Genomic DNA, 20,398 nt, shown 5'->3' on the forward strand with positions numbered 1-20,398 from the left:
TCAGATCGCCGCACCATTCACGACGCGTCCGCCCGCAAGCTGCACCGTGGCGTCGCAACGCTGCGCAATCGCCAGATCGTGCGTCACCAGCACCAACGTCGCGCCACTGGCTTTGTTGAGCGAGAACATCAATTCGATGACTCGCTCGCCCGTGGCCGTGTCGAGACTGCCTGTCGGCTCGTCGGCGAACAGCACGGCAGGCGCCGTCACAAACGCGCGTGCGAGTGCCACACGCTGCTGCTCACCGCCCGAGAGTTGCTTAGGATAGTGCGTCAGGCGCGACCCCAAGCCTACCTGTTCCAGCAATTTGACGGCACGATTGCGAATCTCTCGTGTCTCACCCAACAGCTCGAGCGGCAACATCACGTTTTCGAGTGCTGTCAGGTGCGGCATCAGTTGAAAGGACTGGAAGACGAAGCCGACGGCCCCCCGTCGCAACGCGGCGCGCCCCTCTTCGTCAAGCTCACCGAGCGACTTGCCCAGCAGCGTGATGCTGCCGTCGGTCGCGGTGTCGAGCCCTGCCATCAGACCGAGCAGCGTGGACTTTCCGGACCCCGACGCTCCCACGATGGCCACGCTTTGGCCTTTCGCGACGGAGAAGTCGATATCCTGCAAAATGACTAGCTCGCCGGTGGCATCACGCAACCGTTTGCCCAGGCCCCGCACTTCAATTACGTTTTCGGAAAACGACATGGCAAGAAGAGAGTTCTTGAAATTGGCCGCATCAGCCGCCGTTGGCTGGTGCATGCTGACAGGGACCGCGGCGAACGCGGCAAGTTCTGGCGCGCCGACAATTCTCGTCGTGGGCGACAGCCTTTCGGCGGAATATGGCATCGCGCGCGGTGCCGGCTGGGTCAATCTGATGCAGCAGACGATCACGCAGAGTGGCTACGATTATAACGTCGTGAATGCCAGTATCAGTGGCGACACGACGAGTGGCGGGCGCTCCCGCCTCGCCCCGTTACTCGAACGCTATCACCCCGCCGTGACTATCATCGAGCTGGGCGGCAACGACGCACTGCGCGGCATCCCACTCGATCTCACCCGCAGCAATCTGCGCGAGATGATCGCCGCGTCGCGCAAGGTCGGCAGCCGTGTGATCGTGGTCGGCATGCGCATCCCGCCAAACTACGGGCCCGACTATAGCGAGCAATTCTTCACCATGTTCTCGACCATCGCCAAGCAGGAAAAGACCGGCTACGTGCCGTTCCTGCTGGCGGGCGTCATCGAACATCAGGACTGGTTCCAGCAAGACCAGATTCATCCGCTCGCCAAGGCGCATCCGCAGATTCTGCAAAACGTCTGGCCGACGGTGAAACCTCTGCTCAAACCCGCCGCAGCGGCAGCGCCCGCCAAACCACCGGCAAAAGCCGCAGACTCACGGACATCAAAGTCCGGCGCATAAAAAAACGGCCAACTCGGTTGGCCGTTTTTCGTTATGGCTGACGGATCGTGCGCGACACGATCCTCACGCGATCAGTTGCTCGCCGCCTTGGTCACGTCGTTCACAACCTTGACCTTCGAGCGCGCCCGCAGATCGCCCACCCACGCATTCCACTCGGCCTGTGCGGCCAACTGGTTGAGTTGTTGCGCTTCTGCCGCCAGACGCTGCGGATCTTGCGTTCCCGGTTGGGACACCTTGCTGATGCGATACACGGCATAGCCCTGACCTTCGCCCAGCGACACGCCAACATAAGCGGGCAGCTTGCTCGTGTCCGCGCCGAAAATGGCGGTCAGTGCCGTCGGCACCAGCTTGCCCGGATTGTCGCGCGAGACGGTTTGCGCAGCGCCGAATGCCGCATCGCCACCCTTCTTAAGCGCTTCCAGCTTCGCTTCGCCTGCCTTCTTGGCTTCCTGCTCGGCCAGATCGGCAATCGCCTTTTGCTTCACTTGTGCTTCGATCTGATCGAGCGGCGGCGTGGCAGCCGGGTGATACGTCACGATGCGAGCCGACACCAGCACGCCTTGCCCCACGTCCACAGCCTCGGTATTACGCTTGTTCTTGAGCGACTCGTCGCCAAACACAGCCTTGAGCAGCTTCTCGTTGCCGAGCGGGCTCTGGGCGAGTGCGGCATCCGGCGTACGCGTTACCTTGGCAGTCTGGACCTTCAGGTTCAACTTGTCGGCCACCGGTTGCAGGCTATCCGGCTGCTCGTACACGGCGTTCGTGAACTGGTCCGCGAGCTTAGCGTAGCCCTTCGCGGCTTCCTGCTGACGATATTGATCGGCCAGTTGCGACTTCACTTCGTCGAACGACTTCGTTTGCGCCGGCTTGATGCCCGTGAGCTTGATGATGTGATAACCGAAGTCGCTCGTCACGACATCGCTCACTTCACCTTCGCTCTTGAGTGCGAATGCGGCATCGGCAAACGGCTTGACCATCGCGTCGCGCGCGAAGAAGCCGAGGTCGCCACCGTTGCCCTTCGAACCCGGGTCTTCCGAGTTCTCGCTGGCCAGCTTGGCGAAGTCGTTCGGATTCTTCTTGATCTGCGCGAGGATCGCGTCAGCCTTGGCCTTCGCCTTGGCGTGGTCGGCCGGTGACGCATCTGCAGGCGAGGCAATCAGAATGTGCGATGCACGGCGCTCTTCCTGCGTCGTGTATTGCTTCAGATTGTCGTTGTACATCTTGCGCAGCACATCGTCGCTCGGCGCGGTTTGCGCCGACGTCGGCATGGCCTTCGGATCGAGCACCACGTACTGGATCTCTGCCGACTCCGGCGTCTGGAATGCGGCCTTGTGTGCGTCGTAGTACGCCTGAATCTGTTGCTGCGTCGGTACGATCTTGCCAACGAAGTCCGTCAGCGGGAAGTCCAGCGCCGACACTTCGCGTTGCTGCGAACGCAGTTGTGCGAAACGTTCGAGCACCGTCTTCGGCAGCATGGCGCTCGCTTGCACGCTCGACGGCAACTGATTCGACGCCAGTTCGAAACGGATCTGCGCTTCGAGACGCTGCGGCGTCAGGTTCTGCGCGGACAGCAGTTGCTCGTAAGCCGCCTGATCGATCGAACCGTCTGCACGGCGCAACTGGGCAATGGCCGGAATGGCGAGCAGCGCCTCGCGCACTTGCGTGTCGGGCACCGACAGATTCTTCTTGAGGGTTTCCTGTTGCAGCAGCTTTTGCTGGATCAGATTATCCAGCACAGCACTGCGCATTTCCGGGGTGTTGATCTGGCTCGCGTCAACGGCGCCGCCGAACATCTGCTGCATGCGCTCCGTTTGTGCGCGCAGCACGCTGTCGTACTCCTGGCGCGTCACGGTCTGATCGCCGACCTTGGCGATCGTACCGGCATCCGAGGCGTATTCCTGCCAGCCATGAACGCCAAACACCACGAACGACGGGACGATCAGCACCGTCAGGAAGATGAGAACTAAGCGTTGGTGACGGCGAATGAAGTCGAACATACGAAATCGGAAGAGTCGTCTGGATGCGTTTTATGACGCTATATGGCAAAAAAGGCGAACCGAAGTTCGCCTTTTCACAATTTGGCGGAGCGGACGGGGCTCGAACCCGCGACCCCCGGCGTGACAGGCCGGTATTCTAACCAACTGAACTACCGCTCCCCAAGATCTGGAACTGGTGGGTGCTGAGGGGCTCGAACCCCCGACCTACGCCTTGTAAGGGCGCCGCTCTACCAACTGAGCTAAGCACCCGTTCCTGATTTTAGTCTTGTTCTTTCTGCCTCCTGCCGAAGCAGGAAAGCTGGTTAGTTTACTGCATCTTTGAGATCTTTGCCAGGGCGAAATTTCGGAACCTTCGCCGCCTTGATCTTGATGGGTTCTCCCGTGCGCGGATTGCGTCCCGTACGAGCGGCGCGCTTGGCGAGATGGAACGTGCCAAAGCCGACCAGCGTCACATCGTCACCCTTCTTCAACGCTTTCTTTACTGCACCCACCAATGCGTCAAGCGATCGACCTGCGGCAGCTTTCGAAATATCTGCCTGTTCAGAGATGTGCTCGATCAGTTCCGTCTTATTCACTGTAACCCCCTTGCAAGGATAGTAGGCGATTGAGCCGCGGAGGCGCTCTTTGCGCGCCTTGACATTGATCTGAGAGGTCCGCTGGCTTTGCCATTAGACAAGCCGCAAACCCTGATGTCAAGCCGTTTTGCGGCGTTCTGACTGCATCGGAAGCACTCCTGAATCAGTGCTTGCCGGACGTTATTTTCGAGCACTTTGTGTGAATAAAAAAAGCCCGGGGAAAACCCCGAGCTTTTTGAACGTTTTTCTATCGAGCGACGACCGCACTGCGATCAGTCGCCCAACGAAACCCGCTTAGTGCTTGATGACGTCCTGCTTGCCGCTTGCGTCTGCGTTCGGCGTCACAGGCGCTGCCTTGGATTCTTCTTCGGGCAGCGGCACCGGTGCATGCTCCAGTGCGAGTTCAAGTACCTTGTCGATCCAGCGCACCGGCACGATCTCCAGCGCGTTCTTGACCGTATCGGGAATCTCGGCGAGATCCTTCACGTTCTCTTCCGGAATCAACACGAGCTTGATGCCACCGCGATGTGCTGCAAGCAGCTTCTCCTTGAGACCACCGATCGGCAACACTTCGCCGCGCAGCGTGATCTCACCGGTCATCGCCACATCCGCACGCACCGGAATCCCGGTGAGCACCGACACGAGCGCCGTCGTCATCGCGATACCAGCGGACGGACCGTCCTTAGGCGTCGCGCCTTCGGGCACGTGGATGTGGATGTCCTTCTTCTCGAACTGCTCGTCGGACACGCCGAGACGACGTGCACGCGAACGCACCACCGAGCGCGCCGCTTCGACCGACTCTTTCATCACGTCGCCGAGCGAACCCGTGCGGATGATGTTGCCCTTGCCAGGCATCAGTGCGGCTTCGATCGTCAGCAGATCGCCACCGACTTCCGTCCACGCCAGACCCGTGACCTGACCGATCTGGTTTTCCTTCATGGCCAGACCGAAGTCGAACTTGCGCACGCCGAGGAAGTTGTCGAGATTGCCAGCGTCGACCTTGATCGACGAACCATCGACCTTCTTGAGCAGCAACATCTTCACGACCTTGCGGCAGATCTTCGAGATTTCACGCTCAAGCGAACGTACGCCCGCTTCACGCGTGTAGTAACGAATGATGTCGCGAATCGCGGCTTCCGTCAGATCGATTTCGCCTTCCTTCAACCCGTTGTTCTTCTTCTGCTTCGGCAGCAGATAACGCTGGGCGATGTTGACCTTCTCGTCTTCCGTATAACCCGACAGACGGATCACTTCCATACGGTCGAGCAGCGGTGCCGGAATGTTCAGCGAGTTCGACGTCGCCACGAACATCACATCCGACAGATCGAAGTCGACTTCGACGTAGTGGTCCGAGAACGTGTGGTTCTGTTCCGGATCGAGCACTTCGAGCAACGCCGAGCTCGGGTCGCCACGGAAGTCCATGCCCATCTTATCCACTTCGTCGAGCAGGAACAGCGGGTTGCGCACAGCGACCTTCGACAGGCTCTGCAGAATCTTGCCGGGCATCGAACCGATGTACGTGCGACGGTGGCCGCGAATCTCAGCCTCGTCGCGCACGCCGCCCAGCGCCATACGCACGAACTTGCGGTTCGTGGCACGCGCGATCGACTGACCGAGCGAGGTCTTACCCACACCGGGGGGCCCGACCAGGCACAGGATCGGCGCCTTGACCTTGTCCACGCGCTGTTGCACAGCAAGATACTCAAGGATGCGTTCCTTGACCTTCTCGAGACCGAAGTGGTCTTCGTCGAGCACCTTCTCGGCGTTCGTCAGGTCATTGTTCACCTTGCTCTTCTTGCGCCACGGCAGACCGACCAGCGTGTCGATGTAGTTACGCACGACGGTCGCTTCTGCCGACATCGGCGACATCAGCTTGAGCTTCTTGAGTTCGGCGTCGGCCTTCTTCTTGGCTTCCTTGGGCAGATGCGCGGCCTTGATGCGCTTCTCGAGTTCTTCGAGATCCGCACCCTCTTCGCCTTCGCCCAGTTCCTTCTGGATCGCCTTGACCTGTTCGTTCAGGTAGTACTCGCGCTGGCTCTTTTCCATCTGGCGCTTTACGCGGCCACGGATGCGCTTTTCCACCTGGAGAATGTCGATCTCGCTCTCGAGCTGCGCGAGCAAATGCTCAAGGCGCTCGATGACCGGGAACATCTCCAGAATCTTCTGCTTCTGCTCCAGCTTGAGCGGCAGGTGTGCAGCGATGGTGTCAGCCAGACGACCCGCTTCGTCGATGCCCGACAGCGACGTCAGGATCTCCGGCGGAATCTTCTTGTTGAGCTTCACGTACTGATCGAACTGCGCCACGATCGCACGACGCAGAGCCTCGGATTCCGGCGAATTGCCGTCGTCCGGCTCAAGCGGCATGACTTCCGACGTGAACTGGGTTTCTTCTTCGTCCACACTCAGGGTGCGGGCGCGCTGGATACCCTCGACGAGCACCTTGACGGTGCCATCGGGCAGTTTGAGCATTTGCAGGATGTTCGCCACGCAGCCGATCTCATAGAGATCCTTGGACGTGGGCTCATCCTTGGCCGCGGCTTTCTGCGCGACCAGCATGATGTGCTTGCCGCCTTCCATCGCGGTTTCAAGCGCTTTAATCGATTTCGGACGCCCCACGAAAAGGGGAATCACCATGTGCGGAAACACGACCACGTCGCGCAGAGGCAACAGGGGCAGTTGAATCGCTTCGGGCGGGAGGATTTGGGTGCCTGACATCTCGTTCCCCATATTTAACGATACCGTTGTGTTCCAGCTAATTGAGGCCGCCGGCGAGAATTACAAGAGGCTGGGAAAGCTCTTTCGCCAACAAGTTGCACCACTCGGGGTTTCATTGCCCGTGGCACTAGTATGAAGGAAAAAAAGCCGTCCATGTTTCCATGAACGGCTTGGGGTAGCGCTAAGTTGACCGTTCAATTGGAGCCGGCAACCTTGGGCGACTCCTGATAGATCAAGAGCGGTTTTCCGTCGCCGCTGATCGCGTTTTCATCAAGGATGACCTTGGTCACGCCCTTAAGCGACGGCAACTCGTACATGACTTCCAGCAAGGCCTGTTCGATGATCGAACGCAGGCCACGCGCGCCCGTCTTGCGCTTGATCGCCTTGCGCGCCACGGCGTGCATGGCGGCCGGGCGAATCTCCAGCTCGACGCCCTCCATCAAGAACAGACGCTGATACTGCTTGACCAGCGCGTTCTTCGGCTCAATCAGGATCGTGACCAGCGCGTCTTCGTCAAGCTTACCCAACGTGGCAACCACCGGCAGACGACCGATCAATTCCGGGATCAGACCGAACTTGATCAGATCCTCGGGCTCGACCTCGCGCAGCAATTCGCCCGCGTCGCGCTCTTCGCCCGTCTTGACCGTTGCGCCGAAGCCGATCCCCGTCTTTTCGGTACGGTTCATGATGATCTTTTCGAGACCATCGAACGCGCCGCCGCAAATGAAGAGGATGTTCGTCGTATCGACCTGGATGAAATCCTGGTTCGGGTGCTTGCGACCGCCCTGCGGCGGCACCGACGCCATCGTGCCTTCGACCAGCTTGAGCAGCGCCTGCTGCACGCCTTCGCCCGACACGTCGCGCGTAATCGACGGGTTGTCCGACTTACGGCTGATCTTGTCGATTTCGTCGATGTAGACAATGCCCTTCTGCGCCTGCTCGATCTCGTAATTACAGTTCTGCAGGAGCTTCTGGATGATGTTTTCGACGTCCTCACCCACATAACCGGCTTCGGTCAGCGTGGTGGCGTCGGCAATCACGAAAGGCACGTTGAGCAAACGCGCGAGCGTCTGCGCGAGCAGCGTCTTGCCCGAGCCGGTCGGCCCGATCAGCAGGATGTTGCTCTTGGAAAGTTCGACCTCGTCGCGCTTGTCGCCGAGGTGCTTCAATCGCTTGTAATGGTTGTAGACCGCAACGGCCAGAATCTTTTTGGCCCGGTCCTGACCGATCACGTATTGATCGAGACTCTCGCGAATTTCCTGCGGGGACGGCAGATCGGACTTGGCGCCGCTGCCGCTCTCGTCTTCGGCCGCTGCGGCCTCGTCGCGAATAATCTCGTTGCACAGATCAATGCACTCGTCGCAAATGAACACGGACGGACCTGCGATGAGCTTCTTGACCTCGTGCTGGCTCTTTCCGCAGAAGGAGCAGTAGAGCAGCTTTTCGCCGTTGGAAGTGCTTTTTTTATCCACCATATCTGTGTCAGCCTGCTAGCAATTTGCGCCCCGGTCGTCCCCCGCCGGGGGCGGCAAACGCGGCATACGTGAATCCCATTGTAACGCCATGCTGTACGAGCGTGTGGCCCACTCGCGACAGCCATAAATTCCCTTTAACGACAAAGACTTGGCGCGATCACCCGGCTTCCCGAATCGAAAATACCCGGTGTCGCGCCAACGATTTTGCCGTCAGGCGCCCCGTCTCCGGGTCCGAATCAGGGACGCTTTTCGAGCACGCGATCGATCAAACCGTACTCGACGGCATCGGCAGCGGACTTGAAGTTGTCGCGGTCGGTGTCGCGTGCGATCACTTCGAGCGACTGCCCGGTGTTCTCCGCCAGCAGACGATTCAACCGGTCCTTGAGCAGCAGGATTTCCTTGGCGTGAATCTCGATGTCCGATGCCTGACCACGCGCACCGCCCAGCGGCTGGTGAATCATGATGCGTGCGTTCGGCAGAGCAAAACGCTTGCCCTTTTCACCAGCAGCCAGCAGGAAAGCGCCCATGCTCGCAGCCATGCCGAGGCACAGCGTCGAGACCGCCGGCTTGACGAACTGCATCGTGTCGTAAATCGCCAGACCTGCCGAGACGGAACCGCCCGGCGAGTTGATGTACATCGAGATTTCCTTGTCCGGATTTTCGCTCTCGAGGAACAGCAATTGGGCGACGACGAGGTTGGCGCTCTGGTCGTTGACCTCGCCAACCATGAAAATGATGCGCTCTTTGAGGAGTCGCGAATAAATATCGTAAGCGCGCTCACCACGACCACTTTGCTCGACGACCATCGGCACGAGGCCAAGGCCTTGCGTGTCGAGAGCGGAGTTGTGCGTCTGGGAGGCGAGTTGGGCGAGCAATTCGGAACGGGTAATCATATCGGTTCGACCCTTCTATCGAGATGGTTTTGCGCGCCGCAAGGAGGAAGCCCGAAGGCCATTTGGAAAAGAACCGCCACGGCCTTGCGGCCGCGGCGGTTCAGTCGGTCGTGTTGCGCCGATTACGCTTGCGTGTTGCCAGCCAGCTCTTCGAAGCTAACTTGCTTGTCGGTCACCTTGGCCTTACCCAGGACGAACTCGACCACGTTGTTCTCGACGACGAAACCTTCCATTTCCGCCATGCGCTGCTGATCGCCATAGTACCAGCGGACGACTTCTTGCGGGTCTTCGTAGCTCTTCGCGAACTCTTCGACTTCGGCCTTGATCTGGTCCGGCTTGGCTTGCAGGTCGTTTTGCTTGACCAGCTCAGCCAGGATCAGACCCAGCTTCACGCGACGCTCGGCTTGTTCCTTGAACATTTCAGCCGGGATCGGCACGTTGCCGGCGTTCGGCACGCCACGCTGTGCGAGGTCCTGACGGGCCATCGCCACGAGGCGTTCCTGATCCTGTTCGATCAGTGCGTTCGGCACGTCGAGTTCCGACACCGAGATCAGGGCGTTCATGACCTGATCCTTGAGGAGTGCCTGCGTGCGACGCTTCACTTCGCGCGACAGGTTTTCCTTGATGTCGGCGCGCATCTTTTCGATGCTGCCGTCGGCGATGCCGAGCGACTTGGCGAATTCGCCGTCGACTTCCGGCAGGTGTGCCCACTCGACCTTCTTGAGCGTGACGGTGAACGTGGCGGTCTTACCGGCCACTTCCTTGCCGTGGTACTCGTCCGGGAACTTGAGTTCGAATTCCTTCGCTTCGCCGACCTTCAGGCCCAGCGTTGCCTTTTCGAATTCCGGGAGCATGCGGCCTTCGCCCAGCACGAACACGAAGTCTTCGGCGCTGCCGCCTGCGAACACTTCACCGTCGATCTTGCCGACGAAGTCGACCGTCACGCGGTCGCCGTCCTTGGCTTCGACCGAGCCGCCGTCGCCGTGGGCACCGGCTTCGCCGCGCACGTGGTAGTGCACGCGCTGCTTGCGCAGGATGTCGATGGTGCGATCGATCTCGGCTTCCGAGACGTCGGTCGTGGTGCGGCTGACTTCAGCCGTGGCCAGATCGCCGATCTTCACTTCCGGATAGATTTCGAACGTGGCGTCGAAAGCGTATTCGGTCTCAGCGGCGTCGGCCTTCGGCGCGAAACGCGGCTGACCGGCCACACGCAGGTCCTGGTCCTTGCTGACTTCGAAGAATTGCTGGCCAACCTTGTCGCTGACGACTTCGGCTTCGACCTGACCACCGTACTGCTGGGTGACCATCTTCAGGGGCACCTTGCCCGGACGGAAGCCCGGCATGCGAACCGTCTTCGACAGTCGCTGAATGCGCGTCGCGACTTCTTTTTCGACGTCCTGCTTGAGCAGGGTGATGGTAAAGCGACGCTCGAGCTTGCCGAGGTTTTCAACAGCGATAGTCATGAGGATATTCGTCCATCCAGAGGGTCGTTCTGTGTTGCGGCGAGGGAATGCCGCAAGCGGACCCTGTCAGTTAATCAACCTTGGGCCGGAACCGACGATGCGTCGCCGGCTTCCCTCCGCACCCGACAAATCGGGTTAGCGCCAAAACGGTCTTGCACACAAAGCGGAACATTTTAGCAAACTATTGTCCCGCCTCCAGACTTTCCGGCTGGAAAGCACCGAAATCAGACCTTTCTACCTTTCCCGAAGTTCTCCGTCCCGAAAAACGCCCTCCCCGGCAGCCCTCTGCCCAAAACCCAGATTAGAGGACGGCACCCACAAAAAGCGCTTGGGGGACGTCCACTTACCGCCTAGGATTCAATCGAACGTTTGAATGAAACATCGGTTCCTGACGATGGTGCGACGTTGTGCCGTCCGTCTCTGGGTCCGTCCCTGGAACACACAGGAGGTTCGTCGTGAGTCCACGCGTCTCGGCCGGCCGTCAAGCTGGCGACACCAAACTGCGCATTCTCGATGCGGCAGAAGACCTGTTCATCGAATTCGGCTATGAAGCCATGTCCCTGCGCCAGATCACCTCGCGTGCCGAAGTCAATCTGGCGGCCGTCAACTATCACTTCGGCAGTAAGGAAACCCTGCTCCAGGCGATGCTTTCGCGCCGGCTGGACCGGCTAAACGACGAACGCCTCGCCTTGCTTACGCGCGCCGAGGCCACATGGCCAGCCCCGAAGCTGACATGCGAGCACGTGTTGGGCGCGATGTTCATCCCGGCCCTTGCTATTTCCCATCATCGCGACATCGGCGGCCCCGCATTCCTGCGGCTGCTCGGACGCGTCTACGCCGACCCCTCGCCCTTCATCCGCGACTATCTGCAACAGCATTACGCGCCGGTCTTCGAGCGTTTCTTCGAAGCCTTCGCGCGCGCGTTGCCGGAGTTGCCGCGCCAGGAACTGGGCTGGCGTCTGCACTTCGCGTTGCAGGCGCTCTCCGGCGTGCTCGCCAGCAGCGACACCTCCCGTCTGATCGACACGTTCGCGCAGGGACAGCCGATGGGCGACCTGCAAGTCGTGGCACGCCTGACGGCACTCATGGTCGCCGCGCTCAAGGCCCCGATGCCGGGCGACGAGCAACTGGCGAGCTTCGCTGCCGTTTTCGCACTGGCGAAAGATGCCGACGTCACCCCGCCACGCGAAGCCGGACAGGCGTCAGGACACACGGGATCTCAAACACACGACGACGGCCCTGATTCGAACGCCAGCGACCGTTCGCTTGCGAGCGTCTGACGTAGAACGTATTCGGCAACTGCGTGACCGGACAAGGGGCCCAGCAGGCCATCGCGCCTCGCGCTTGCCGTATCAATTGAGTAACCCGTAACGCGCTCTGGACGGCCGTCGGCTTTCCATCGCGTGATGGTTTCGGGTTTCGACGCCTTACTCGAATTCACGGCGCACCATTGCGTCGCCGAACGATCCAACAACAACGCCGTCACCGAATCCCACTGCGCACAACGCCAGCGAAGATCGACAGACGGCACGTGGACGACAGCCCCGACGCTGCGTTCGCCCCTCGGGGCGCACGGTCAGCGCGAAGGCGGGCCATCTGGCACCGGCCGGGGAGCTGAACCCGAAGGGAGGAGAAAATGATGGCCTTATGGATTCTCGCGTTTGTCGTGGGCGTCACCGCCCTGCTTTTCTATCGTGCGCACGCCTGGCAATGGTTGATCGCCACCGTCCTGTGGGTGGGTGCAGGCATCTCGCTCGGACTGACAGGAACGGTCGCGACCGCGATTCTCGCCGTCGTGCTGATCCTCCCCGCGTTGATTCTCAGCATCGGCCCGCTGCGCCGTGCGTGGGTCACTGCACCGATGCTCGCCAAGTTCCGTTCGATCATGCCGGAAATGTCGGACACCGAAAAAGACGCCATTGAAGCCGGTACCGTCTGGTGGGATGCCGACCTGTTCTCCGGCCGCCCCGACTGGGACAAATTCAGCGCCATGCCCGCCCCCGCCCTGTCGGCCGACGAGCAGGCGTTCATGGACAATCAGGTCGAGCATCTTTGCGATCTGTCGAACGACTGGGAAAGCACGCAGGTCTGGCAAGATCTGCCGCCCAAGGCCTGGCAATACGCAAAGGATGCGGGCTTCCTCGGCATGATCATTCCGAAGCGATACGGCGGCCTCGAATTCTCCGCCTACGCGCACTCGCAAGTGGTGATGAAGCTGGCGTCGCGCTGCTCTGCCGCGGCTGTTTCAGTGATGGTGCCGAACTCGCTCGGCCCGGCCGAACTGTTGTTGCACTACGGCACTGAGGCGCAGAAGGACTACTACCTCCCCCGCCTCGCCAAGGGCGAGGAAATCCCCTGCTTTGCGCTGACGAGCCCCTACGCGGGGTCGGACGCCGCCGCCATCCCCGACATCGGCATCGTCTGCCGCGGCATGCATGAGGGCCGCGAAACGCTCGGCTTTCGCGTCACCTGGAACAAGCGCTACATCACGCTAGGTCCCATCGCCACGGTGCTCGGCCTGGCGTTCCGCGCCCTCGACCCCGACCATCTGCTGGGTGACGACGCCGAACCCGGCATTACCTGCGCATTGATTCCGACGAAGCATCCGGGCGTGGTGATCGGCCGTCGTCACTGGCCGCTGAACGCCGTCTTCCAGAACGGTCCGAACTCAGGCAAGGACGTCTTCATCCCGCTCGACTGGGTGATCGGCGGACAAGCGCAAGTCGGCAAGGGTTGGCGGATGCTGATGGAATGTCTGGCCGCAGGCCGCGCGATTTCGCTGCCGTCGTCGAACGTCGGTTACTCGAAGATCGCCGTGCGTGCGACCGGCGCGTATGCGGCCGTGCGTCGCCAGTTCCGCACGCCGATCGGCAAATTCGAAGGGGTTCAGGAAGCGCTCGCACGCATGGCGGGCAACCTCTATGCGATGGACGCTGCGCGTCGTATGGCGGCATTGGCCGTCGACCTCGGCGAAAAGCCCTCGGTGATCTCGGCCATCGCGAAGTACCACGTGACCGAGCGCGCCCGCAAGGTGGTGAACGACGGCATGGACGTCGTCGCTGGCAAGGGCATCTGCATGGGCCCGAACAACTTCCTTGCCCGCGCCTACCAGCAGATTCCCGTATCGATCACCGTGGAAGGCGCCAACATCATGACGCGCTGCCTGATGATCTTCGGTCAGGGCGCAATCCGCTGCCATCCGTACGTGCTCAAAGAGCTGGCCGCCGCGCAAACGGCCGACCACACCGCCGCCGTGCGCGCCTTCGACGACGCGCTCTTCGGCCACCTGACGTTCGTCACGAGCAACATCGTGCGCGGCGCGCTGCAAAGCATCACGCACGCGCGCTTCTCTGCCGTGCCGTCGAAGGCCGCGCCCGAACTGCACGTCTACTACCGCGCCGCTAACCGCATGTCGACACTGCTCGCCATCGCGGCCGACATTTCGATGGCGGTCCTCGGCGGCTCGCTCAAGCGCCGCGAGAGCATCACGGGACGTCTCGGCGACATCCTCTCTCAACTCTTCCTTCTGACGGCGACGCTCAAACGCTTCGAGGACGAAGGCCGCCCCGAAGCCGACCTGCCGCTGGTGCATTGGGCTGCGCAGGATGCCCTCTGGCAAGCGCGCGAAGCCTTCGAGGGCGTGCTGGCGAACTATCCGTCGCGGGGCGTTGCATGGTGGATGCACTGGAAGCTGATGCCGCTCGGCCTGCCGTACGCCAAGCCGTCGGATGCGCTGGCTGCGCGCGTGGCCGAGGTGATGCAGACACCGGGCGATGCCCGCGAGCGCCTCATCGCTGGCAGCTACTCGCCGAGCCCTGACGTCGACGATCTGGCTTACGGCGAAATCGTCTTCCAGATGACGCCGCAAGTCACCGTGATCGAACAACGTCTGCGCACTGCGATCAAGGAGGGGCGTCTGGCGGCCATGCCGCAGAGCCTGCCCGAGTTCACGGCCTGGGTGGACCACGCGGCGACGCTGCAACTGGTGAGCGACGACGAGCGCCGCCTGCTGGCGCAGTACGCCGATTACGCGGCGAAGGCCGTGGCGGTCGACGATTTCCCTGCCGATTTCGGGCGTGCCAGCGATATGCAACAGGCCCGGCAGCAGACCCCGGCGGACGAAGCACTCACGTCGTGAGTCCGTCGTCCAGCCCTGCCAACCGTTATCGATTTTTCGCCAGAACACTCTGAGGATTTCCGCGCCGTGACGACGTCCGACCGATACCTTGCCTTTGCCAACTCCGCCGTGGGCAGCCGCCTGGCCAACGCGCTGGGCCTGCCTCGCCCGGTACCGCTGGAGCGCATGCCGGACGATGGCGACGATGTCGCCGAAGCGCGTCTCGTTGCGCCACCGCTGGCCGTCGTCGGCGGCGCGGGCGACGCGCCACTGTTGCCCGGTCTCGCCCGCGAACTGCATTGGCTCGGCATCCCGAGCCTTGCCCACGCGCAGCGGCTCGACTGGATCTCCTACACCAACAAGGCAGGCACGATGAGCGGACGGTTCAACGCAAACGAAGGCGTGCGTCCCAAAGCGCTGCTGTTCGACGCGAGCGGCATTGCCGACACCTCAGGACTCGAATCGCTTTACGCGTTCTTCCACGACACGCTGGCAACGCTCGATCGATGCGCTCGCGTGCTGGTGCTGGGCCTGCCGCCGTCGATGGCCGCCACGCCTCAGGCGAGCATCGCGCAGCGCGCACTGGAAGGCTTCGTGCGCTCGCTGGCCAAGGAGCTCAAGCGTGGTGCAACGGCGCAATTGCTCTACGTCGCCCCCGATGCCCGCGAGTCGTTGCACTCCACGTTGCGGTTCTTCCTCTCACCTCGCGCCGCGTATGTGAGCGGTCAGGCGATCACGCTTCAAGCGCCCGTCTTCGAAACGCCGCCCATGCGCGACACCCGCCCGCTGGCCGGACAGGTCGCCGTGGTGACGGGTGCGGCACGCGGCATCGGCGAGTCCATCGCGACCGTCCTGGCGCGCGACGGTGCGCATGTCGTGTGCGTCGACATCCCTTCCGCGCAAGACGCGCTGACCACCGTCGCCACGCGCCTCGGCGGCAGCGCCCTCACATGCGATATCGCGTCGCCGGAGGCCGCCGCCACACTGATGGCGCATCTCGCGACGCATGCACCGAACGGTCTGGACATCCTCGTACATAACGCTGGCATCACGCGCGACAAGACGATTGTTCGCATGACCGATGCGCAGTGGCAAAGCGTGCTCGACATCAATGTCGGCGCACCGCAGCGCCTCAATGCCGCGTTGCTCGATGCCGGTGTGCTGCGCGCGAACAGCCGTATCGTCGGTGTCGCTTCCATCAGTGGCATTGCGGGCAATCGCGGGCAGACGAACTACGCCGCATCGAAGGCGGCCGTCATCGGGATGGTTGAGGCGTGGTCGCCCTTGCTCGCTGGGCGCCATATCAGCATCAATGCCGTCGCCCCCGGCTTCATCGAGACGCAGATGACCGCTGCGGTCCCGTTCGCCATTCGCGAAGCCGGACGCCGCATGAACTCCCTCGGACAGGGCGGCCAGCCCGTCGACGTGGCCGAAGCCATCGCGTGGCTTGCGCATCCCGCCTCGGGCGCGCTGACGGGACAAGTCGTGCGCGTGTGCGGCCAGAGCCTGCTGGGAGCATGACGATGCCGAACGACCGACCGCGTGATCCATCTGACAGTCCGAACATTGCCGTCGCCACACAGCTGAAGCAGGTCACGTATCTGCCGTCGCCCCTGCATCTGTACTTGCGCGCACTGATGACCTCGCGCAAACCAGCGCGCGCGCAGCCGATGCCACCGTTGGCTTTCGAGCGGCGCAACGTGCCACTGGACGGTGAAGACATCGCCCGCTACGCACGGCTGTGTGGCTTCGCACAGACGACGGGCGTGCCGCCCACGTGGCCGCACCTGCTCGCCTTCCCGCTTCACATGCTGCTGATGACCGACCGTGCTTTCCCATTCGCCATGCTCGGTATGGTGCATCTGGCAAACCGGATCCGGCAGTTCGCGACGCTGAACGTGGGCGAACGTCTGACGTTGGATGTGCGGTGCGGCCCGCTGTCCGCACACGACAAAGGACAGGTATTCACGGTGGTCACGACGGCGCGTCGCGACGACATCGTCGTGTGGATCGGCGAGAGTCTGTACCTGCGCACCGGCGTGCGCGACGCACTCGGCGCCCCCTATCAGGCACAGTTGAGCGCCGATCCGTCACTGACGAAAGCGGAGACCTGGGCAGTCCCGGCGGACCTTGGACGTCAATATGCGCGCATCTCGGGCGACTACAACCCGATCCATCTGTGGCCGCTCACGGCGAAGCTGTTCGGCTTTGTGCGCCCGATCATTCACGGGATGTGGAGCTTCGCGCGAACGCTCGCGGCTGTGCTGCCAGACGACGTGAGCGCTTCCGGCCCGATCGATCTGCTGGTGGAATTCAAGACGCCCGTGCTGCTGCCCGGCGACGTCACCTTCTGGCGTGCGCCACCCGCACAACCGCATGTGCAACCGGACGCTCATCCGCGTGCTCAACATTTCGAACTGCGCGACGCTGCAGGCACCGTCCCGCATCTGCGCGGACGCTGTCAGCCCATCGGCGGCGCGTCTTCGGCCCAGCCCTCTTCGTCTTCCTCATCCTCACAGACCCATCTCCCGGACCAGCCATGAGCGCCCTCAAACCCACTGCGCCCGCCCCCGCCTTACGCCGCGTCGCGATCCTCGGCGGCAATCGCATTCCCTTCGCGCGCTCGAACACGGCCTACGCCACGGCGTCGAATCAGGACATGCTCACGGCCGCGTTCCAGGGTCTCATCGACCGCTTCGATCTGCACGGCCAGACGCTCGGCGAAGTCGCGGCGGGCGCCGTGCTCAAGCACGCCCGCGACTTCAACCTGACGCGCGAGTCGGTGTTGTCGACCACACTCGCCGCGCAAACGCCCGCCTACGACGTCCAGCAGGCCTGCGGCACAGGTCTTGAGACAGCAATCCTCACCGGCAACAAGATCGCACTCGGTCAGATCGACGTGGCGATTGCCGGTGGCGTCGACACGGCATCGGACGCGCCCATCGGCGTCAACGAGAAGCTGCGCAAGATCCTGCTCGAAGCGAACCGTCAGCGCAGCACCGGCGGCAAGCTTGGCGCGCTGGCGAAGGTGCGTCCCGGCATGTTGTTCAACCCGGCGCTGCCCCGCAACGGCGAGCCACGCACGGGCCTCTCGATGGGCGAGCATTGCGAGTTGATGGCAAAGCGCTGGGAAATCGAACGCGCCGCGCAGGACACGCTCACGCTCGCCAGTCACGAGCATCTGGCGCAAGCGTACGAGCGCGGTTTCTTCCTCGATCTGATGACACCGTTTCGCGGCCTGCAACGCGATAACAACCTGCGCCCCGACCTCACGCTGGAGAAGCTCGCCAGCCTCAAGCCGGTGTTCGACCGTAGCGCTACAGGCACGCTCACAGCAGGCAACTCCACGCCGTTGACCGATGGTGCGTCGTGCGTGCTGCTCGCGAGCGAAGACTGGGCGAAGGCGCATAACCATCCGGTGCTCGCCTATCTGACGTACTCGCAAACGGCGGCCGTCGACTTCTTCAATCCGGACGAATCGCAGCGCGAGGGCTTGCTGATGGCTCCGGCCTGCGCGGTGCCGCGCATGCTCGCACAGGCGGGACTCACGTTGCAGGACTTCGATTTCTACGAAATTCACGAGGCTTTCGCTGCGCAGGTGCTTTGCACGCTGAAGGCATGGGAAGACCCCGCGTACTGCCGCGACAAGCTGGGACTGTCCGCGCCGCTGGGCAGTATCGACCGTCAGCGACTGAACGTGAACGGCAGCTCGCTCGCATGCGGCCATCCGTTCGCCGCCACCGGCGGGCGCATTCTCGCCACCCTCGCCAAGCTGTTGTCCCAGCGCGGTGGCGGCCGCGGCCTCATCTCGATCTGCGCGGCTGGCGGTCAGGGTGTCGTCGCAATGCTGGAACGATAAACACAACAGCCACAAAACAACGAGCAAAGCCACACAGGGGAAGTTGCAAACGCCGCCGGGCGAACGACAGCGAGCCGACAAAAGATCGGCCACATCGCGATCATGGCGGCGCATAAAAATGCAGAAAACTTCAACGGAGACAACGATGGATCAAGCCGTTCAGCAGGAACGCGTGTGGCTCAGTGCCTACCCTCCCGGGGTACCTGCCGACATCGACGTCAATCGCTATGCATCGCTCGTGCAGGCGTTCGACGAATGGATCGAGAAGTACCGCGACCGCATCGCTTTCGTGAGTCTCGGCAGTGAGATCACGTATGGCGAGGTGTCCCGTCAGGCCCATGCCTTCGCCGCGTGGCTGCAAGCGCAAGGCGTGAAGAAAGGCGAGCGCGTCGCGCTCATGATGCCCAACTGCTTTCAGTATCCGATCTGCCTGTTCGGCACCCTCATTGCCGGTGCTGTCGTCGTCAACGTCAACCCGCTGTACACCGCACGCGAACTGAAGCACCAGTTGCAGGACAGCGGCGCACAGACCATCGTCGTCTTCGAGAACTTCGCCAAAACGCTGGAGGAAGCGTTACCCGGCACCGAAGTACGCAATGTGCTGGTGACGCAGATCGGCGATCTGCTTCAGCCGGGCGCGAACATCAAGGGACATGCCGTCAACTTCCTGATGCGGCACATCGCCAAGCAAGTGCCGCCGTATCGCTTGCCGCAGGCCGTTGCGCTGCGTCAGGCGCTTGCGAGCGGCGCAAAGCTGAAGGCCACGCCGGTGCCGCTCGTGCGCGAAGACCTCGCCTTTCTCCAGTACACCGGCGGGACAACCGGTGTCGCCAAGGGCGCCATGCTCTCGCACGGCAACGTGCTGGCCAATCTGCTGCAAACGGAGGCGTGGGCGGCCGATCAGCTCGACGGCGACATCGAAGTCAATCTGTCGTTGTTGCCGATGTATCACATCCTCTCGCTGACGTTGAACTGTCTGGTGTTCATGAGTCTGGGCGGACGCAACATCCTGATTGCGAATCCGCGCGACGTGAAAAAAGTCGTCTACATCATTCGCAACGAAACGTTCACGGGCGTGACCGGCGTCAACACGCTGTTCAACGGTCTGCTCGAGAACGCCGACTTCCGTGCACGCGACTTCTCCAAACTGAAGCTGTCGCTCGCTGGCGGTATGGCAACGCAACGCGCGATTGCCGAGCGATGGAAGCAGGTCACGGGCAAGCCGATCATCGAAGGCTACGGCCTCACCGAATGCTCCCCCATTGTCACGATGAACCCCGTGGACATCGAGCACATGGACACGGTCGACTTTTCCGGCTCCATCGGCCTGCCCGCGCCGTCGACCGACGTGCGCTTCAAGCGCGACGACGGCACGTGGGCACCCATCGGCGAGCCGGGCGAGTTGTGCGTGCGTGGGCCGCAGGTCATGCGCGGCTACTGGAATCGTCCCGAGGAGACGGCCAAAACGTTCGACGCCGATGGCTGGCTGATGACCGGCGACATCGGCGTCATGGACGAGCGCGGCTATGTGAGGCTGATCGACCGCAAGAAGGACATGATTCTCGTGTCGGGTTTCAACGTTTATCCGAACGAGGTCGAGGACGTGGTGATGCTCCACCCCGGCGTGCGCGAAGCCGCGGTCGTCGGCGTGCCCGATCCGGTGGCTGGCGAGCGCGTGAAGCTTGTGGTCATCGCCAAGGACCCGACGCTCACCATCGAAGCCATGGCCGCGCACTGCCGCAAGCATCTGACCGCGTACAAGGTGCCGCGCATCATCGAATTCCGTCAGGGCGAACTGCCCAAGTCGACGGTCGGCAAGATCCTGCGGCGCGAGCTGCGTGAACCGGTCTCAGGGAGGTAGCGAGAGACTCACAGCACCACATGGAGATAAAGGGAGAT

Annotated in this window: 14 protein-coding genes and 2 tRNA genes; 7 read left to right on the forward strand and 9 right to left on the reverse strand. The window is 62.0% G+C overall.

Annotated features, from left to right (window positions below; genetic code table 11):
* Entirely contained in the window at positions 1 to 693 is a 693-nt protein-coding gene (locus tag ACIQWO_RS06600) for an ABC transporter ATP-binding protein (RefSeq protein ID WP_402820826.1), read from the reverse strand.
* Between the two features lie 52 nt (positions 694 to 745).
* Here ACIQWO_RS06600 and ACIQWO_RS06605 point away from each other — a divergent pair, with 52 nt between their 5' ends.
* A complete protein-coding gene (locus ACIQWO_RS06605) occupies positions 746 to 1,405 on the forward strand; it encodes an arylesterase (protein WP_402820829.1) in 660 nt (219 codons plus the stop codon).
* A 71-nt stretch (positions 1,406 to 1,476) separates the two neighbouring features.
* On the opposite strand, the gene ACIQWO_RS06610 is transcribed toward ACIQWO_RS06605, so the two are convergent.
* From ACIQWO_RS06610 to tig, 8 genes are all read right to left on the reverse strand, one after another.
* Positions 1,477 to 3,402 (reverse strand): SurA N-terminal domain-containing protein, encoded by a 1,926-nt coding sequence (locus ACIQWO_RS06610; protein ID WP_402820832.1) that lies wholly within the window; start codon positions 3,400 to 3,402, stop codon positions 1,477 to 1,479.
* 82 nt (positions 3,403 to 3,484) lie between these two features.
* A tRNA-Asp gene (locus ACIQWO_RS06615) sits at positions 3,485 to 3,561 on the reverse strand.
* A gap of 14 nt (positions 3,562 to 3,575) precedes the next feature.
* Positions 3,576 to 3,651: transfer RNA gene (locus tag ACIQWO_RS06620), tRNA-Val, on the reverse strand.
* A gap of 53 nt (positions 3,652 to 3,704) precedes the next feature.
* The gene (locus ACIQWO_RS06625; protein ID WP_039397973.1) at positions 3,705 to 3,977 is read right to left on the reverse strand and encodes an HU family DNA-binding protein; all 273 of its coding nucleotides are present in this window, start codon (positions 3,975 to 3,977) and stop codon (positions 3,705 to 3,707) included.
* Between the two features lie 294 nt (positions 3,978 to 4,271).
* Complete coding sequence (gene lon, locus ACIQWO_RS06630) at positions 4,272 to 6,692, reverse strand: endopeptidase La (protein ID WP_402820835.1); 2,421 nt, start codon at positions 6,690 to 6,692, stop codon at positions 4,272 to 4,274.
* 194 nt (positions 6,693 to 6,886) lie between these two features.
* Positions 6,887 to 8,167, reverse strand: coding sequence for an ATP-dependent Clp protease ATP-binding subunit ClpX (gene clpX, locus ACIQWO_RS06635; RefSeq protein ID WP_402820838.1), 1,281 nt, complete (start codon positions 8,165 to 8,167; stop codon positions 6,887 to 6,889).
* 236 nt (positions 8,168 to 8,403) lie between these two features.
* Positions 8,404 to 9,057: an ATP-dependent Clp endopeptidase proteolytic subunit ClpP gene (gene clpP, locus ACIQWO_RS06640; RefSeq protein WP_046293800.1), complete on the reverse strand. Its 654-nt coding sequence runs from the start codon at positions 9,055 to 9,057 to the stop codon at positions 8,404 to 8,406.
* A gap of 125 nt (positions 9,058 to 9,182) precedes the next feature.
* A complete protein-coding gene (tig, locus tag ACIQWO_RS06645) occupies positions 9,183 to 10,523 on the reverse strand; it encodes a trigger factor (protein ID WP_402820841.1) in 1,341 nt (446 codons plus the stop codon).
* 455 nt (positions 10,524 to 10,978) lie between these two features.
* Here tig and ACIQWO_RS06650 point away from each other — a divergent pair, with 455 nt between their 5' ends.
* From ACIQWO_RS06650 to ACIQWO_RS06675, 6 genes are all read left to right on the forward strand, one after another.
* The gene (locus ACIQWO_RS06650; RefSeq protein WP_402820844.1) at positions 10,979 to 11,803 is read left to right on the forward strand and encodes a TetR/AcrR family transcriptional regulator; all 825 of its coding nucleotides are present in this window, start codon (positions 10,979 to 10,981) and stop codon (positions 11,801 to 11,803) included.
* A 359-nt stretch (positions 11,804 to 12,162) separates the two neighbouring features.
* Complete coding sequence (locus tag ACIQWO_RS06655; protein ID WP_402821877.1) at positions 12,163 to 14,661, forward strand: acyl-CoA dehydrogenase; 2,499 nt, start codon at positions 12,163 to 12,165, stop codon at positions 14,659 to 14,661.
* Between the two features lie 66 nt (positions 14,662 to 14,727).
* Positions 14,728 to 16,161 (forward strand): 3-oxoacyl-ACP reductase, encoded by a 1,434-nt coding sequence (locus ACIQWO_RS06660; RefSeq protein WP_402820847.1) that lies wholly within the window; start codon positions 14,728 to 14,730, stop codon positions 16,159 to 16,161.
* Between the two features lie 2 nt (positions 16,162 to 16,163).
* Positions 16,164 to 17,183: a MaoC family dehydratase gene (locus tag ACIQWO_RS06665; RefSeq protein ID WP_402820850.1), complete on the forward strand. Its 1,020-nt coding sequence runs from the start codon at positions 16,164 to 16,166 to the stop codon at positions 17,181 to 17,183.
* Entirely contained in the window at positions 17,180 to 18,499 is a 1,320-nt protein-coding gene (locus ACIQWO_RS06670) for an acetyl-CoA C-acetyltransferase (RefSeq protein ID WP_402820853.1), read from the forward strand. The genes ACIQWO_RS06665 and ACIQWO_RS06670 overlap by 4 nt, the downstream gene beginning before the upstream one ends.
* Before the next feature lie 145 nt (positions 18,500 to 18,644).
* Positions 18,645 to 20,360: an AMP-binding protein gene (locus tag ACIQWO_RS06675; RefSeq protein WP_402820856.1), complete on the forward strand. Its 1,716-nt coding sequence runs from the start codon at positions 18,645 to 18,647 to the stop codon at positions 20,358 to 20,360.
* The last annotated feature ends 38 nt before the right edge of the window (positions 20,361 to 20,398 follow it).

The organism is Pandoraea sp. NPDC090278 (assembly GCF_044772185.1).
Taxonomy (GTDB): Bacteria; Pseudomonadota; Gammaproteobacteria; order Burkholderiales; family Burkholderiaceae; genus Pandoraea.

What these genes read in the sequence shown, in the direction of transcription:
- tig (WP_402820841.1), bottom strand. Translation starts at nt 10,523, where the DNA reads ATGACTATCGCTGTTGAAAACCTCGGCAAGCTCGAGCGTCGCTTTACC.
- lon (WP_402820835.1), bottom strand. Translation starts at nt 6,692, where the DNA reads ATGTCAGGCACCCAAATCCTCCCGCCCGAAGCGATTCAACTGCCCCTG.
- ACIQWO_RS06665 (WP_402820850.1), top strand. Translation starts at nt 16,164, where the DNA reads ATGCCGAACGACCGACCGCGTGATCCATCTGACAGTCCGAACATTGCC.
- ACIQWO_RS06655 (WP_402821877.1), top strand. Translation starts at nt 12,163, where the DNA reads ATGGCCTTATGGATTCTCGCGTTTGTCGTGGGCGTCACCGCCCTGCTT.
- clpX (WP_402820838.1), bottom strand. Translation starts at nt 8,167, where the DNA reads ATGGTGGATAAAAAAAGCACTTCCAACGGCGAAAAGCTGCTCTACTGC.
- ACIQWO_RS06600 (WP_402820826.1), bottom strand. Translation starts at nt 693, where the DNA reads ATGTCGTTTTCCGAAAACGTAATTGAAGTGCGGGGCCTGGGCAAACGG.
- ACIQWO_RS06670 (WP_402820853.1), top strand. Translation starts at nt 17,180, where the DNA reads ATGAGCGCCCTCAAACCCACTGCGCCCGCCCCCGCCTTACGCCGCGTC.
- ACIQWO_RS06610 (WP_402820832.1), bottom strand. Translation starts at nt 3,402, where the DNA reads ATGTTCGACTTCATTCGCCGTCACCAACGCTTAGTTCTCATCTTCCTG.
- ACIQWO_RS06605 (WP_402820829.1), top strand. Translation starts at nt 746, where the DNA reads ATGCTGACAGGGACCGCGGCGAACGCGGCAAGTTCTGGCGCGCCGACA.
- ACIQWO_RS06675 (WP_402820856.1), top strand. Translation starts at nt 18,645, where the DNA reads ATGGATCAAGCCGTTCAGCAGGAACGCGTGTGGCTCAGTGCCTACCCT.